Genomic DNA, 16,325 nt, shown 5'->3' with positions numbered 1-16,325 from the left:
GTCACACTTGGGCATATCGCGCATACAATGTAGTATCGTCGTCACCAAAGCCGAATCGCGTATCTAGCTAGCTCACTAACTTGATACGCGACCGGAATTTTGGAAAGGGCGATTTTATATAAACAGGCAACTTAAAGATCAACGAAACGCGGCAACAGGTCCTGGTCAGCCAAACGGATTTCGATATCGTTTGCCGCCTTGACGTGATCGCGGTTGTTCACATCGAATACCGCGTCCGTCACGCTAACGATGATCGTGCCTTGCTGCCTGTCGTCGCGCATGACAGGAATCAGGTCGCGTGCTTCGGGAACCTGGCTTGACTCGAGGACATGCGGCAAATAAAGCATCCAGCTAACGCCGGGCCGATCTTCGAATACCTGCTTTCCCTGATATTTCCTTGGCCCAAACGTTAAATTCGACGGAGTATAAATTTCGACGACCTTTTCTACAACTTCCACCGCCGATCTATAGTCTCCAAGCCTGGAGGTTTCGGCAGTCATTTCATTGACCGTCAACTCGAAAGTATTGGAAAACACCGTGCTGTCAATGCAAAATTCAATCGAGCTGCCACAACCTTTTTGTAAATCTCCATTCCATATTCCGATGAACTTGGCGTCGTCAATAACATCAGCATTTTTTCTTCGCAATTCGTCAATGACTTCTTTTCTGATCGCGCGACCACTGAAAACCGGGAATCGTTGAGCATCGGCAATACTACTTCCGCCCAGAAACCAATCCCCATCCAATTTCGCATCCTTTTCAGCAAGAAGTTCAATGACAGGTCGCAAACGTCGGAGGTGAAATTCAAAATCTGCCTTTCTTAGGTTTTCACTATCTCGATGCTGTGAAGTTAAGTACATGAAATTCTCACGGCTGATAAACAGAGGGGACACTGGCGCGCGCAAGCGTATCCATCAGATACACTCGTGCTTCGGGTGTTTGAAAGTACCATATCAATTTTGTTGGTGGATTTTTCTTAACAAGCGTGCCTTGTTTAAATATTTGGGTTTTTGTCGAGGTAAATCCATCAAAGTTGTATTTCGGATCGCCATTTTCATCAAAAAATTTATCCAGTAATTGATCGTAATTTCCCTTGGCTTCCTGCAATAGGCACTGCTCTTTTACAAAGCCGTCGAAATCCGTCCCCAGCCAGGCAAACTCCATATTCCAGTCATCCTTAGTCTCTCGGCCTCTGCCATCCGTCGTGATACCGTATTCGTATCCAGTGATGCGGGCTTGATAACGCCGCGGCTCGGGGTTCATGTTGTGCTTTCTCCGCACTTTTTCGCCGCTTTTCTCAGGCGGGCACTTGCAACGCGGTTGCTGCGTGCGCGTGTTTGCCTGTGCTTCCGCTCTCGCCTTGTCATTGTCCTGTGCCGTGTCTCCCGGCAACGCCAGAACAGCCGCCGCCGCCGCGCCGCCCGCCACCGCCGTTGCGGCACCTGATGAAACGAACGCCGACAATGCGGCTGCAATGGCTTCGCCAGCCCCTCCGAGCAGGGGAATTACGAATACCGCCATTTACCTGTTCTCCTTCTTCTCACGCAGCTTCGCGCGTGCTACATCCATTGCCATATCAAAGCGCTGTTCAGGGGGCATGCCCGGTTTGCCGAGCCATGCCGCGATGGCTGGCTTCGTGTAAAAGCCAGCTGCAATCGCTTCAAGATATAGAAACTGAACGATCTGCCGGTCGTAGGTGAATCCAAGCTCTTTCGTGCGCGCATAAGCTGCATTGAGCCGGTCGCGCAAAGTCGGATCGTCGGCCAGCCTGGGATAATCGCGCACGATATGGCCGCGGATAAAGTCCACATAGTTACGGTCTTCGTAGACTTTCAGGATCGCCCATTGTTCTTCAGTGAGTTGCATTGTCGTTGATGGTGAACCGTTGTCCTTCGTTGAGGTATTGCCATGCTTCGGCGGTCCTGAAAAGGCTCCGGCTGGCCTTGTCCTGGTACGCTGCATTCAGCGCATGCAATACCCTGGGGTCCCAGAAGCGCAGCAGTGCAGACTGCCCGGTTGGTAGCCTGGTATTCAGGTGCGGGCGCAACTTTGCGGCTTGCCTCTCCAAACTCTCTGAAGTAATCAGCCAGATCACCCCAGGGCGGCCCTGTTCGAGTTTGCCAAGGTCTCCAACACGCTCCCGCGCTGTCTTCGGGTCAATCAGCCACGGACCCGCATGCGCAAGCGCAATCTCTTTCGTGCCCGCGAACAGCGAAACCGCCATGCCATCTTCGGGCGTGAGTTGCCAGCCGGTGTGCTGCTGATACTGGAGCCCATCAACCAGCGCCACGACATGGCTACTGTAGTGGTGACGCTTACGGAATTCGCGGAGTTGTGCAGCAACAGAGGCAGGAATCATCAGCGTTCCAATGTCATCGAGCCTTGCTCGGCGGCGTGAATCATGCATTCGAGACAAATACTCGGCTGGGGCAGGAGCGACCACGGCGTAACGCCATACATCGATGCCTTGCCCTGCTTTTGCACGGTAATGGTCTTGAGGAACAGGTCGCCGGGCCCGCCGAGCGTAATGCTGCCGTCCTTGATTTGGACGAACGCGCCGCCGCACTCCAGGATGATTTCCTGCGCCGCAGAAACCTTGACCTTGCCGTTGACGCTGGCGACGTTCACGTCCTTGTCCGCAATGAGAGACATCGGGCCGCCTTGGGCCTGGACTTCGACAGGGCCTTTGGTCGCAAAAATCTTGATGCCGAACTTCTGTGCGAACAGTGAAATTCTTTCGCCCGCCGTGACCGTGAAGCGCTTCAGCACACTCCAGTCGGCATTTTTCCCGGCAACGGTTGAAATGCTGTCCTGCGCCGAAAGCTGAACGCCACCGCCCGCGACAATGCCCGCCGATGCGGGCGTGCTCATCAGCAGGCCTGGTTTCTTCAGGCCGTCCAGATCGTCCTTCATCTGCTGTTGTGCGGCGGTGTCGGCAGGCTCGGCCTTCGCGCTGCTGGCCGAACCAGCCAGTGTCTTCGCAAGTTCCAGCGCGCTTTCCAGTTGCGCAATGGTTTCCTGCATGTCGAGCTGGTGCCCGGTTGCGCCGGGGCGGTCATAGGTCGTGACCATCACGCCCTTGCCCGCACGGTTCACGCCGTAACCGGACGTACGCGCTTCAAAGCCTTCGCCCCGATATTCGAGCTTGCTGTTTACCAGGTAGCCGAGATTCAGTTGTGACTTGCCCGAGTGGTCGGTGCTGAGCTTGATGCCCTCCTGGCCCGACCAGTCCTCCATGCGCAGCTTGTTGTTCTTCTGCGTGCGGATCACGTTGCGCGAGAGCCAGCGCCGGTCATTCGTCACCAGGTCGCGCGCCTGGCTGTGATGGTGAAACGCAACGATTTCAGGCTTGTCCGGGTCGCCATCACGACAGGTAATCACGGCTTCGGCATCGTCCAGCGCTGGGAAATGCATGCCGGTTTGCAGCTTGCCCGCGAACGGTTTTGCCAGCCTTAGCGGTACGCTCTCGCCACCGTTAGGCCAAGTCTCGAAGTCCGCATCGAAGCGAACGATGTAGTGGCCGTCTTTTGTGATGTACGCGTATGAGTAGGCGTCCGGGCTTGTGACGCGCGCTGACAGGGTACCGGTCACTTTGGCCCAGGTTTCCGGCTCAAATTGGAGACGAAAACGGCGGTCGGCGGGAATCGCCCTGTAGCTGTTCATATAGGACGCATCGCGTGCGCCGCTATGGGTGACTTCGACAATCAGTTGGCCTTTCGGTGCATCGGGCAAGACAATATCTGTTTCCAGCACGTAGCCCGGCTGCAAGGCCAGGACATTGCTTTCGCCTTCATAGACGACCTGCCAGGCAATCGCCGCTTCGTGGCGGAGTTGCGCTTCCCACTTCGCGCCTGCCTGGTCCAGGTGGTGAGTGCCATAAATATAGGGCTGACCATAGGTGGTGGAATCGCCTGGGGCCACATTGACTTCGTCTTTCAGACGCTCCCACGCTTTTTCAGGGTTGTAATCCGCAACCACGAACGACTGCGGCACGATCACGGTATGGGTCCTGATCGCCGTTACGGCCTCGACGCCGTCCGCCTCAAGTCCCGCCGCTTCGCGGTACGGCACGATGCGTTGCGGCTCATCGTAAATGTAATGATCCTGATCATCTCCGTAGACCACCTGGTCGCCGTATTCCGTCTCCTGGATATAGCTGTAGATACCCGCTTTCTCCTGGAGCATGTGGGCATAGGCTGCATCGCTCATGCCGTGCTGCATGCGGAACGCGTGTGTCGGGTACTGACGGCGCAGACGAAAACTGAATTGATGCTCACGCATTCCATGACCGCGCAGGATTTCCGCGAGAATGCCGGGCGTTGAAGCATGCTGGAAAATCCTGTTTCGGGTGACTGCGGCGAGCCGACCGACATGCGACTTCAGGACAATTTGATACTTTACATAGTCGCTCGTGGTCTGAATCGTGGAAAAGCGTTCTATGAAGCCGCTGAATTTTCGCGGTTGGCCATCCTCGGACACGATGCTAAACGTCGCATCAAGGTTCAGATAATCGGTGCGTGGAAGCTGTTCGGGATGCGTCACCTCGACAATCACTTCGGACGGTGCGCCCATCTTTTCGGTGGCCTTGAACGACACGACCGAGAGCGCCGCCGCGCTGGCGGTGCCGGGCACGTCGAGAAAATACATCTGGCGCCCCGCGACACCCTGACGTAATGGATCAAATTCTGCCACTTCCCGCTCCCTGAAAAGATCAGCGATGCAGCATTAGCTGTCAAACCTGTTACCTGACCATTTAAATCCATTAAGGTCCACGAATTTAATATGGGATAAGCAGCGATTAACAAACCGTGACAGAATTTCGCATTAATCTATTCCCGATGCATATTTCTGCGGCAATGTACTGGCGATTGATGTGGCGTGATCGATTCGCTCAAGTTGAGTCGTCGAAGTGCTTGGTCGATTGATTAGCGTGCATGGCGCACCGCGTTATCTCCGGTCAGACAATGGGCCAGAGTTTGTCAGCACAGCGCTATTGAAATGGGCGGTTCAAGAGCAGATTGAGACGGCACTGATTGATCCGGGTAAGCCTTGGCAAAACGGCACCAACGAAAGCTTCAACGGAAAATTCCGTGATGAATGTTTGGCGATGGAATGGTTTCGCAACCGGATCGGAGCGAAGATCGTGATCGAAGACTGGCGTACACATTACAACGAAGTGCGTCCGCATTCGAGTTTGCAGTACCTAAGCCCGGCAGAATTTCGCCGGGCTAGCGAACGTAGTTCAACCACTGGGGCTGTGAATCTCTAGAAACCAGTGGTACGAAAATACCCGTCAGGCCAGATGGACCAGAAAAAACAAAAACCCCGTAAGTTCTTGAACTTACGGGGTTTTGATATTCCATTGTGGCGGAGAGACGGGGATTCGAACCCCGGATAGGTATTAACCTATACACGCTTTCCAGGCGTGCGACTTAAACCGCTCATCCATCTCTCCGCGAGGACGCAGAGTATAGCAAACTCTCGCCCATTCGCCAGGTTTTCCGCGCCTCTCCTTTGGCTTGCCAGCATCGCTCCATCTCACGGATGCCGGATATAGTCGACCAGTGCCCGGGTATAGGCATCGGGACGCGTATCCAGCAAGCTCACCGCAATCGCGCCCAAAAAACCAGCAGGGACACCAAACACGCCCGAACTGATCGGATCGATACCGAACCAGTGCACGCCGCGATACCCCGTGAGCTGGATGAAAAACGGATAAGTCGAGACGATGTAGTAAACGCACACCAGCAATCCAGCCACCATGCCTGCCACCGCGCCGCGCCGTGTGATTCTTTTCCAGAACACACCCAGCACCAGGACCGGAAAAAGACTCGATGCCGCCAGCGAAAACGCGGCACCCACCAGAAACAAGATATTTCCCGCATTGAGCGATGCCACATAAGACGCAAAAAGCGCCACGCCTAGCAATAAAAGCTTCGAAACACTCACCCGACGCTGGCTCGAGGCCGTCGGGTCCACCATGAAATAGTAGATATCGTGCGAGAGCGCATTGGCAATCGTCAGCAATAACCCATCCGCTGTCGAAAGCGCGGCCGCGAGCGCTCCTGCTGCAATCAGGCCTGACATGACGTAGGGCAGCCCGGCAATCTCGGGTGCCGCTAGTACCAGCATGTCGGGTTGTATCTGAATTTCGCCCCAATGCACGATGCCATTGAGATTGCTATTGCTGATACTCAGCAAATAAGGCTCGACCTTGCGCCATTGCATGACCCATTGCGGCAGTTCGCTAAAACGTTGGCCTACCAGGTGAGTCAGGATTTCGTATTTGATCAGGACAGCCAGCAACGGCACGGTCAAATAGAACAGGGCGATGAAAAAGAGTGTCCAGCCTACCGAGCGGCGCGCAGAGGCCACCGATGTCGTGGTGTTATAGCGCGTCAGAATATGCGGCAGACTCGCGGTCCCAAGCGAGAGGCACAGCAACAACGCAAGAAAATTGATGCGATGGTGCTCGCGTGCTTCTTGTGTCGCAGCGGGAAACGGTTCATGCATCGGCAGGGGCGCGGCTGCGCGGGCTAACAGGGTGTCGCGCTGCTCCGTCCACCTGATCTGCGCGCTTGCCGCATTCAGTGGAAACGCTTCGAACGCCCGCTCAAGCGTGTTGATCTCGCGTAACGGACCGTTACGTCGCCGCAACGTCTTGATCTCCTGCTCCATGCGCTGCCGTTCGGTCACAAATGAGCCAGGCAAGGTATCGAGCAGGCTCTGGATGTGTGCCGCCCGTTGCCGGTACTGATCCCGGATGATCTGTTCCTCTGGCGCAGCAAGCACCTCGTGCTCACGCGTTTCGACTTGCGTCATCAGCTTGCCGTAGCTGAAATGCGGTATCCAGCCGAGCCCATCCTTGTGCGCAATCATTGCCACGGGAATCAGGATGGCGGCAATCAGAATGATGTATTGCGCCACTTGCGTCCAGGTCACCGCGCGCATGCCGCCGAGAAACGAACAAACCAGAATGCCCGCCAGCCCGCAGAAAATACCGATGGCGAAATCGACGCCGATAAAACGCGCGGCAATCAGGCCGACGCCCTGAATTTGCGCGACAAGATAGACAAACGAACACAGAATCGTGGCGAGTGCGGCGAGACCACGGACCAGATTGCTTGAAAACCGTGTGCCGAGAAAGTCGGCGATGGTATAGCGCGCCAGCTTGCGCACATACGGGGCGAGCAACAAGGCCACGAGACAATAGCCGCTGGTCCAGCCCATGAGATAGGCGAGGCCATCGTAGCCGGTTGCATAGAGTGACCCGGCGAGGCCAATGAAAGAGGCCACTGAGAGCCAGTCGGCGGCCGTCGCCATGCCGTTGAAGACGGCTGGCACACGCCGCCCGGCGACGTAGTATTCGACCAGATCCGAGGTGCGCGATAACAGGCCGATGACCGCATAAACCGCGATGGGCACAAACAGAAAGACATAGCCGATCCACGTGCCAGGCCCGGTGCTGCGCTCGATTTGCAGCATCACATAGATAAATGCCAGAAAGCCCAGCGTGTAGAACGCGTATGAACGAATCAGCCGGTGCGTGAGCGTCATGAGGTAGACGGTTGGGGCTTGCCGTTTGCCGGAGCGTCTGCATGCTGCCGCAAGATTCGGTCCGCGCGTTGCATCAGCACGATGTAGCTCACGACGAGCGCCAGATAAATCAGGATCGCGCCTTGGGCACCGAAGTAAAACGGCAAGCGGAATCCAGCGAAAGAGATTTCATTGAGTTCGCGTGCGGCAAATGGGAGCGCAAACGTGACCAGGCCGCCTAACGTCAGTAATCCCGCGATCAGACGCAGGTTAAAACGCCAATACCGTTGGTAAGCGAGCGCCATTTCGGCCGAAACGGCTGGCGGCTCCACGGGCGGCGGTGGGCGGAAAGGAGAGGGCCTGGACATGTGTCTGTGTACCAAAAAGAGATAGCGTTCGCAATTAGGATTGCCCATGCAGACCGCTAGATAAGGACATCGTCACAGAATGATTTAATTTTGAGATTTTATTGAGGAAGGGTTAAACACCTTGATGTTCTAGAGTGGATCAATTTTAAGATTGATCCCATAGGTTTAGGACTGGGGCGACGTGTATTTTTCTCGGCTAGGTAAATAAGTCAATAAGAAAAAGCAAAGGCCAGAGATGGGTGCACCGATATCGTTTCGGATGGAGATTATTTTTTTAACATTTGCGCGACAGTATTCATGGCGATATGAAATGTCGCGCTCGCTACGAACGTTACGAAATTCTGATTTCGATACAGTCGGGCAATGGCCTTCTTATCTTGAAAATAAGGTGTTGAAAGACATCCGCAATTTTAAAAGCAATATCGAAATACAAAAAATAAAGGCCCGACAGGCAAGCCTGTCGGGCCGGGTTCGGTTCATCGCAATGAAGCGATAACCTTATTGTAGCAACGGCTCTCACCCCGGAAGACTACAACGAGGGCCACTCTAAATGATTAGGATCGTCAGTGCAATTAAAAAATCTACCGTATACATTGGGCCTGGATATTGGCATGGCTTCAGTGGGCGCTGCGCTTTTGCTGCCCGATGCCCAACGTATTATTGCGATGCATGTTCGAACTTTCGATCGGGCCGAGGTGGCTAAAACAGGAGAGTCGTTGAATAGCATTCGGCGTGAATCTCGTTTAACCCGCCGTAGGCTTCGGCGGCATGCCCATCGGCTGGTCAGGCTGGCGCGTTTGATGAGGCGGAGGGGAATCATTGATTCAATCGTGCCGAAAGAATTTATCGATCCTCTGGTTTCGCCGTGGACGTTACGGGCTGAGGGTCTTGAACGGAAACTCGAGCCGGGAGAGTGGGCAACGGCTCTTTACCATCTTGTTAAACATCGCGGCTTTCAGTCCAATCGAAAATCTGAAGCCAGGATAGACGAGAAAGCCGGACAAATGCTTGCTGGTGTTGGGCATATTCAGTCTCTTTTGAAGGCGCAAAACTACCGGACGGTAGGCGAGCTAATCGCACATGATCAATATTTCAAGGAGGCGAAACGCAATAAGGGTGGGAGTTATAGCCATACCGTTGCGCGCTCGGATATCGAAGCGGAATTAAACACTTTATTTGAGTGTCAGCGTGAACTGGGGCAGCGTTATGCCGATGCGAATTTCCAGAACGAAGTGCGCACTTTGCTGTTGGCGCGGCGTCCTACATTATCGGGGGAGAAACTATTGCAAATGGTTGGCCGTTGTACGTTCGAAAAAGACGAGTTCCGTAGCCCCAAAGCGAGCTATCGTGCAGAGCGTTTTGTCTGGTTGGGCAAGCTGAATAATCTGAAAATTATCAATGGTGGAGATGCGCGTCCCCTGACAGATGATGAGCGACGGAAAATCATTGAGTTGCCATTTATCCTGTCGAAATTAACTTTCCAGCAGGTACGAAATGTCCTGGATCTGAAGCGAACACAGCGGTTTAACATGGTGTCGTATCGCGTTAATCCTGACGCAGCGGAAAAAAATCATGAAGACAGTGTTTTTTTTGAAGCAAAATATTTTAAAGAACTATGTGGTGCATACAGGAAGGCTGGCCTGGATAAAGAGTGGCAACGGGACTCTATTAATCCAGACCGGCTCGATACGCTGGCTTATGCATTGACCTGTTATAAGAATGATGCCGAGAGCCGTGACTGGATGATGGAACAAGGTATCGAGCCCGGAATTATCGAGGCGGTGCTGGTCGAATCATTTGACCAGTTTATCCATTTGTCACAAAAGGCATTAAAAAAAATCATTCCTTTTATGGAGCAAGGTCAGCGTTATGATGAGGCGGCTGCGGCGGCAGGTTATCACCCTAGCCAGTTGAATAGGGATGCGATTAAAACGAAATGGCTCCCACCGCCTGACTCGGGGTTGATTCGTAATCCAGTAGTGTATCGCGCGCTGAATCAGGCACGGAAGCTGGTTAATGCGGTTGTGCGTCAATATGGGCCTCCGGCCGCCGTGCATATCGAATTGGCCAGGGATTTATCAAAATCTTATGATGAACGTAAAAAAATAGAGCGGGAGCAAAAAGAGTTTCAGATGGAAAAAGAAAAATCGGTTTCTGATTTTGAGGAACGCTTTGGTTTCAGGCCCAAAGCGCTAGACCGTGAAAAGTGGCGGCTTTTTCGGGAGCAACTGGATCAATGCCCCTATTGTCAGAAAGCGCTGGATATTAATCAGCTGTTTAGCGTGGGTTATGCGCAGGTGGATCACGTATTGCCGTACTCGCGCAGCCTGGATGATGGAATGAATAATAAGGTTGTTGTGCATATTGCCTGCAACCAGAACAAGGGGAACCGCACGCCTTATGAATTTCTTGATGGAGAAAATGATAGTGAGCGCTGGCGGTACTTTAAAGCATGGGTGGAAGGAAACAAGGCATTGCGCCAGGGCAAGAGAAATAGTCTGTTACGGATTCATTTTGGCGCGGAGCAAGCAGAAGAATTTCGGGCGCGCCATCTTAACGATACCCGTTATATTTGCCGGGAATTTAAACGGCTCGTTGAGACTTATCTGGAATGGCATCCCGACGTGAAAGGCTCAGAACGTTGCGTGGTGGTATCGGGCAGGCTCACCTCGCTGCTGCGAGCGCGCTGGGGATTAATCAAGATTCGGAAAAATGGTGATTTGCATCATGCGATGGATGCGGCTGTTATTGCTGCCACGGGACGTAATTTGATCAAGCGGATGGCCAACTATGCTCGTAGAAGGGAACTGGAGAGCGTCACTGAACGATATACCGATCCAGAAACAGGGGAAATTCTGAGCAAACTTACCACGGTCATTCCTGAGTCTCGTTTTCCTGAGCCATGGCCGCATTTTCGCAAGGAATTACAGGCCTGGCTGACGCCCGATCCGGCTAGCCAACTGATTGACGTACCGGGTTACGACGATGCGTTGCGCGAAGCCATCCGTCCGGTAAGGGTGTCACGCGCACCGACGCGACGGGGTTTGGGTGCGGCCCACCAGGACACGATTCGCTCGATACGGGAAGGATTTGTCTCGGCCATCAAGACACCGCTTAAAGAGCTGGGCATGAAGGATCTGGAAAATATCGTTGGGTATGGGCGTGATACAGGGTTAATCAATACAATTCGGGCGCGGCTTGAAGCATTTGGCGGAGATGGAAAAAAAGCATTTGATGAAAAACAGCCGCCTTTATGTAAGCCATCAGCTAATCCGGAGAATGCGCCGATTATCCGTAGCGTCAAATTAATCACAACACAAAAAAGTGGCGTACTGGTGCGTGGCGGTATTGCAAATAATGGTGCAATGCTTCGGGTAGATATTTTTTCTAAAGATAGCCGGTTTTATTCTGTGCCACTTTATGTGTCGGATATCGTGAAAAAAGAAATGCCGAATCGAGCTTATACTTCTGGAAAAAATGAGAATGATTGGGTGGTAATGGACGATGGTTATCAATTTTTATTTAGTTTGTATCCCAATGACTGGGTGACGGTTCGCCTTAAAGATGAGGTACGTGAAGGCTACTATGCCGGTTTTGACCGGGCAACCGGCACCATCAATATCTGGTTGCATGATCGTAATCAGTTACAGGCCAAACAGGGTCTGCTTAGAAGTAATGGGATTAAAACCGCACTGTCGATTGAGAAATGTCATGTGGATTTTCTGGGAAATCTGCATCGTGTGCGGCAGGAAAAACGTGAACCATTGCGTGTCTCTAAAGGGCAGAGGTAAACGGTGGGCTGGCGCAGTGTGGTTATTGCTAATCCAGCCGCGCTGACGCTGGACAATGGTGCCATTGGCATTCGGCAAGCAGGGCAAAGCGCGAGAGTGATGCTCGAAGACATTAATGTTCTGATACTGGATCATCCTCAGATCAGTCTGACTGCTCCACTTCTTGCGGCTTGCGCCGAAGCCTGCGTGGCTGTCTTGACCGTCGACGCGGCTCATTTGCCTAATGGTGTGCTGCTGTCGTACTTGCCGCATAGCCGGGCATTAAAAGTGATGACCGCACAATTGGCTATTGGCCTGCCGACGCGGAAATGTCTGTGGCGACATATTGTGAAAATGAAAATTATGAATCAGGCAGCCATACTAAAGATTGTGGGGCGAGATGAATCTGGACAGCGCTTGTTTAAATTGGCCAGGACGTTACGTTCGGGTGATCCGGATAACCATGAAGCGCAAGCTGCACAAGTTTATTTTCGACATATTTTTCATGCTAATTTTAATCGAGGACAAAGTTGTTTTTATAATGCGGCATTAAATTATGGTTATGCAGTGATTCGCGCTGCAATTGCCAGATCGCTGACGAGTTATGGATTTTTACCGGCATTCGGAATTTTTCACCATAACGAACAGAACGCTTTTAATCTCGCGGATGACTTGATTGAACCGTACCGGCCTTTTGTAGATGCTGTTGTGTTGCACCATTATCCGGATGAGCCTGAACGCGAACTGGCGCCAGCTGACAAAGCCAGGCTTGTTAAGGTACTGCACCAGGATATCAGGATTTCAAGTCATCGTGCAGAAGAAGGGCGCTGCACATTAATGGCTGCAGTGGATGCAACGGTGTCAAGTCTTTCGGGTATCGTATTGAATGGTACCCGGATTGAAAGCCTGGTTTTGCCGCTGTTTGATGTTTCAGTTCATGACGATTTGTGATCATGAGCCAAATTACTCGTCGATATATGCGTCTACTTGTTTTCTTTGACTTGCCAGTTACGACTCGGGAAAAACGTCGGACATATACTATTTTCCGTCGGTTTCTGATTCAGGACGGTTACGACATGATCCAGTGGTCGGTTTACGGGCGAATGGTGAATGGTTTCGATGATGCGGAAAAGCACATGAAACGTCTCGCCAACAATCTTCCAAAAGAGGGCTCGATACGCTGTCTTCAGGTTAGCGAGAAGCAGTTTGCCAATATGAAGTTGCTGGTCGGGTTGCAAAGTTTTCAGGAAAAGAAGGTCAATGCCAACCAGATGCTGCTTTTTTGAAGGAAAAAAAGCGTCGGAATTCCTTGCAAAGCTATGCTGGCAGGGGATTCCGGCGGGGATATTGTAGGCTTCCGGGGTGAGAGAGGGAGCTACAACACTCTTCTTCGACGTAAGCTTGAACTTTTGATTGTAGGCTTCCGGGGTGAGAGAGGGAGCTACAACACTCTTCTTCGACGTAAGCTTGAACTTTTGATTGTAGGCTTCCGGGGTGAGAGAGGGAGCTACAACCGATAAAGCCATGCAGGCCATCAAGGTCTTATTGTAGGCTTCCGGGGTGAGAGAGGGAGCTACAACACATATTCCGGCGAATGCGCGTGTCTCATCATTGTAGGCTTCCGGGGTGAGAGAGGGAGCTACAACGGTAGTCGACAACGCCCCTCTGCTGGTCAAATTGTAGGCTTCCGGGGTGAGAGAGGGAGCTACAACTTTGTGACGATGCGGGCCTGACTCGATATGATTGTAGGCTTCCGGGGTGAGAGAGGGAGCTACAACTTGAAACAGGCGCATCGTATTGCGCAGTGCATTGTAGGCTTCCGGGGTGAGAGAGGGAGCTACAACTGCCGTCGTTGCCGTCTGCGAAATCGCAGGATTGTAGGCTTCCGAGGTGAGAGAGGGAGCTACAACCGGGAAGCCATCATTTAGTGATGCCGCGCCATTGCAGGCTTCCGGGGTGAGAGAGAAATCTATAACGCGAAACATCATGAAGAAACGAAGCCCCGGATTGTAAGCTTCCGGGGTGAGAGAGGGAGCTACAACTGCGAACGGCACCGTCTTTATGACCGTTCATTGTAAGCGTCCGGGATGGAAAAAGGCGTCCCAAAAAAACCATTGATGAGGCTCGACGATGCCCCCAAACGTTCAAAAAACGCATCGAGGATCCCATCATAAAAAGCCATCACAAGCATAAAAAGCCATCACAAGCACACATAAAACATACGGCTGGTTGCTGGCTGTCTGAGCGACACGGCGCATGCCCGACGCTTTATTTTCTGCGGTCCCCATACGCCAATCCGCTAGCCTCCCTATCTCTATTTAAGTATCGCCGTAATTTTTGTATGCCTTCTTGAGCGGAGCGGCTAAATTACGGCATTCGGCATGCATGCCAATACCCGGCGCCGGTGTCGGCGGGCGATAGGCGCCGCGCCTTGCCAACCTGCTGCAGACCACTACAGACTGCGGCCAGTAACAGGCGTTGAAGCGGACAGCGAGTGCCGGCTGCCTGTGCTGCTCTTTCACGGAAAAGGGCAAAAGATAAAAGGAGAAACCTGCCGTGTCTGAACAGAACGTTTCGCCATCCCGTTTCACCCGAATCGTCACGACGCTGTCCGCTCCCGTCGTCATCCCATCATTGCTAGCCGTGGGTGTCTTGCTGCTGTTGTGCGCAGTCTGGCCTCAGGAGGCCGATGATCTTTTCTCTCAGGGGCAACGGTGGGTCAGCCATCATTTCGACTGGTTTTATTCCCTGGCCGTTACGGTTTTCCTTGTTTTTCTCATCGTGGTGGCGGCAAGCCGCTTCGGTGATATTCGTCTCGGTCCGGATGACGCCAAGCCCGAGTTCAGCTTTATTTCCTGGAGTGCGATGCTGTTCGCGGCAGGCATGGGTATTGGCCTGATGTATTTCGGCGTGGGCGAGCCGATGCAACATTATCTGAAGCCGCCCACCGTTGCGGGCAGCACGCCTGCGGCAGCCCGTGAAGCGATGCTCACGACGTTTTTCCACTGGGGTTTTCATGCATGGGCCGTGTATGGCGTGATGGGGCTGGTGCTAGCGTATTTCGGCTTTCGCTACAACTTGCCGCTCACCATGCGTTCGGGGCTCTACCCGTTATTGCGGCACCGGATCAATGGGGTTTGGGGTCACACCGTCGATGCTTTTGCGCTTGTCGCAACCATCGCCGGGATTGCCACGACGCTGGGCTATGGCGTGCTTCAGTTGAGCGCGGGCCTGCATCAGGTGGGGGGCTGGAATACCGATTCTGACTGGTTCCGCACGGCGCTGGTGCTGGCTGTTGTGGTGCTGGCGGGTCTTTCGGCGGCTACGGGGCTTGACCGGGGCGTGCGGCGTCTGAGTGAAATCAATCTCACGCTCGCATTCTTGCTGCTGGCGTTTGTGATCGTTACGGGCCCTACAGTGTTTTTGTTTCAGGCACTGAGCGAAAACATCGGCAACTATTTATCGAGCGCGGTTGCCCTGTCGTTGCATACCTTTGCCTATGAGCCAGCGCGTGAGGCCAACTGGTTTGGCAACTGGACGATTCTCTACTGGGCGTGGTGGATTTCCTGGTCGCCGTTTGTCGGCATGTTTATCGCGCGTATTTCGCGGGGGCGCACGATTCGTCAGTTTGTCGTGGGTGTGTTGCTGGTGCCGACGGCGTTCAATCTGCTCTGGATGACGGCATTTGGTAATAGCGCAATCTGGCTGGATACGCACGTGGCACTGGGAGGGCTGGCGCAAACGGCGACCAACGTCGATGCGCTGCTGTTTCATTTCTTCGAATATTTCCCGCTGACGAAGCTGTTGTCGTGGTTGGCCATCGTACTGATCGCGGTCTTTTTTGTGACGTCGGCGGATTCAGGGGCGTTTGTGATCGACACCATTGCATCGCGCGGGGCGGTGAACTCGCCGCTCTGGCAGCGCTTGTTCTGGGCGGCGGTGCTGGGCGCGACGGCGACGATCCTGCTGGCGGCGGGCGGCTTGAAAGCCTTGCAGGCGGTGACGCTGGTGGCGGCGTTGCCCGTTGCCCTCATCATGCTGGCGCTGTGTTATGGGCTGTGGCAAGGCTTGAGGGCCGACCGGGCGCATTATTCGCAGGATCTCGCGCCTTCGACGAATTTCTGGAGCGGACGGCATTGGCGGCGGCGTCTGGAGCAGATGGTGCATCAGACGACCGAGCCCCAGGTGCGTCAATTCTTGCGCGAAACGGTGTTGCCCGCCTTTCAGGACGTGGCGGCCGAATTGCGCGGGACAGGCGCTGACGCGGTGATTCATCAGGATGAAAACGACGGCTCAATGCGTTTGATCGTGCCGCACGATGGCTTGCGTGATTTTGTTTATGGGGTGCGTCCGGTGCGCAAAACGTTGCCTGCGTTTCTGGTTCGCAATGCGGCTGACCCGGAGGCCCAGGGGCATATCCATGAACCGGTGACTTTCTTCGAGGATGGCCGGGAAGGCTACGACATCCAGTATTTGCGTCAGGAAGAAGTCATCGCCGATATCCTGCGCCAGTATGAGCGCTACCTGTCGCTCAACGCGGATCAGCGCACGCATTTGTTGAGCCGTGCGCCGGGACATACGGAGGCGCGGAAAGCGGCTCCCGATTGAGAATGAAGCGGCTTCCCAGGGACACTTCAGAAGCCGTGCAACG

General features: G+C 53.6%; 11 protein-coding genes, 1 tRNA gene, 1 pseudogene and 1 CRISPR repeat array. Of the genes and pseudogenes, 5 read left to right on the top strand and 8 right to left on the bottom strand.

All coding sequences use genetic code 11. The features are described from left to right. Window positions 1-131: 131 nt before the first annotated feature. From GH657_RS10945 to GH657_RS10925, 5 genes are read right to left on the bottom strand one after another with little or no spacing between them, the layout of a single operon-like run. A complete protein-coding gene (locus GH657_RS10945) occupies window positions 132-893 on the bottom strand; it encodes an Imm52 family immunity protein (RefSeq protein WP_246174055.1) in 762 nt (253 codons plus the stop codon). Beyond that, the gene (locus GH657_RS10940; RefSeq protein WP_153100788.1) at window positions 868-1,521 is read right to left on the bottom strand and encodes a Tox-REase-5 domain-containing protein; all 654 of its coding nucleotides are present in this window, start codon (window positions 1,519-1,521) and stop codon (window positions 868-870) included. Before GH657_RS10940 ends, GH657_RS10945 begins: the two co-directional genes overlap by 26 nt. Then, window positions 1,522-1,866 carry a hypothetical protein gene (locus GH657_RS10935; RefSeq protein ID WP_153100787.1) on the bottom strand — a complete coding sequence of 115 codons (345 nt, stop codon included), beginning with the start codon at window positions 1,864-1,866 and terminating at the stop codon, window positions 1,522-1,524. It abuts the gene before it with no gap. Further along, window positions 1,853-2,359, bottom strand: a complete 507-nt coding sequence (locus GH657_RS10930; RefSeq protein WP_174769934.1) for a DUF4123 domain-containing protein — start codon at window positions 2,357-2,359, stop codon at window positions 1,853-1,855. Before GH657_RS10930 ends, GH657_RS10935 begins: the two co-directional genes overlap by 14 nt. Next, on the bottom strand, window positions 2,359-4,647 hold the full coding sequence (locus GH657_RS10925; RefSeq protein WP_153101722.1) for a type VI secretion system Vgr family protein: 2,289 nt from the start codon (window positions 4,645-4,647) through the stop codon (window positions 2,359-2,361). Before GH657_RS10925 ends, GH657_RS10930 begins: the two co-directional genes overlap by 1 nt. A 253-nt stretch (window positions 4,648-4,900) precedes the next feature. Here GH657_RS10925 and GH657_RS10920 point away from each other — a divergent pair. After that, window positions 4,901-5,269 (top strand): annotated as a pseudogene (locus tag GH657_RS10920) (integrase core domain-containing protein); the annotation flags it as partial. A 96-nt stretch (window positions 5,270-5,365) separates the two neighbouring features. Here the strand turns inward: GH657_RS10920 and GH657_RS10915 are convergent. The 3 genes from GH657_RS10915 to GH657_RS10905 form a co-directional block, all read right to left on the bottom strand. Then, a tRNA-Ser gene (locus tag GH657_RS10915) sits at window positions 5,366-5,455 on the bottom strand. An 83-nt stretch (window positions 5,456-5,538) separates the two neighbouring features. Then, window positions 5,539-7,557 carry a sodium:solute symporter family protein gene (locus GH657_RS10910; RefSeq protein ID WP_153100785.1) on the bottom strand — a complete coding sequence of 673 codons (2,019 nt, stop codon included), beginning with the start codon at window positions 7,555-7,557 and terminating at the stop codon, window positions 5,539-5,541. Beyond that, the gene (locus GH657_RS10905) at window positions 7,554-7,904 is read right to left on the bottom strand and encodes a DUF4212 domain-containing protein (RefSeq protein ID WP_153100784.1); all 351 of its coding nucleotides are present in this window, start codon (window positions 7,902-7,904) and stop codon (window positions 7,554-7,556) included. Before GH657_RS10905 ends, GH657_RS10910 begins: the two co-directional genes overlap by 4 nt. A 566-nt stretch (window positions 7,905-8,470) precedes the next feature. Here GH657_RS10905 and cas9 point away from each other — a divergent pair. The 4 genes from cas9 to GH657_RS10885 all read left to right on the top strand — a co-directional run bounded on the left by cas9 (window position 8,471) and on the right by GH657_RS10885 (window position 16,282). Continuing rightward, window positions 8,471-11,695, top strand: coding sequence for a type II CRISPR RNA-guided endonuclease Cas9 (gene cas9, locus GH657_RS10900; protein WP_281349385.1), 3,225 nt, complete (start codon window positions 8,471-8,473; stop codon window positions 11,693-11,695). A gap of 18 nt (window positions 11,696-11,713) precedes the next feature. After that, window positions 11,714-12,625: a type II CRISPR-associated endonuclease Cas1 gene (cas1, locus tag GH657_RS10895; RefSeq protein WP_174769933.1), complete on the top strand. Its 912-nt coding sequence runs from the start codon at window positions 11,714-11,716 to the stop codon at window positions 12,623-12,625. 2 nt (window positions 12,626-12,627) lie between these two features. Continuing rightward, window positions 12,628-12,960, top strand: coding sequence for a CRISPR-associated endonuclease Cas2 (gene cas2 / locus GH657_RS10890; RefSeq protein WP_153100781.1), 333 nt, complete (start codon window positions 12,628-12,630; stop codon window positions 12,958-12,960). 60 nt (window positions 12,961-13,020) lie between these two features. Continuing rightward, window positions 13,021-13,716: a CRISPR direct-repeat array (repeat unit 36 nt; unit sequence ATTGTAGGCTTCCGGGGTGAGAGAGGGAGCTACAAC). Between the two features lie 553 nt (window positions 13,717-14,269). Beyond that, window positions 14,270-16,282 (top strand): BCCT family transporter, encoded by a 2,013-nt coding sequence (locus tag GH657_RS10885; RefSeq protein ID WP_174769979.1) that lies wholly within the window; start codon window positions 14,270-14,272, stop codon window positions 16,280-16,282. Window positions 16,283-16,325 lie beyond the last annotated feature (43 nt).

Source organism: Paraburkholderia hayleyella (assembly GCF_009455685.1).
In the GTDB taxonomy this organism is placed as follows: Bacteria; Pseudomonadota; Gammaproteobacteria; order Burkholderiales; family Burkholderiaceae; genus Paraburkholderia; species Paraburkholderia hayleyella.
Note: the sequence above shows the minus strand (reverse complement) of the source record. Positions and strands in the feature narration are given on the sequence as shown.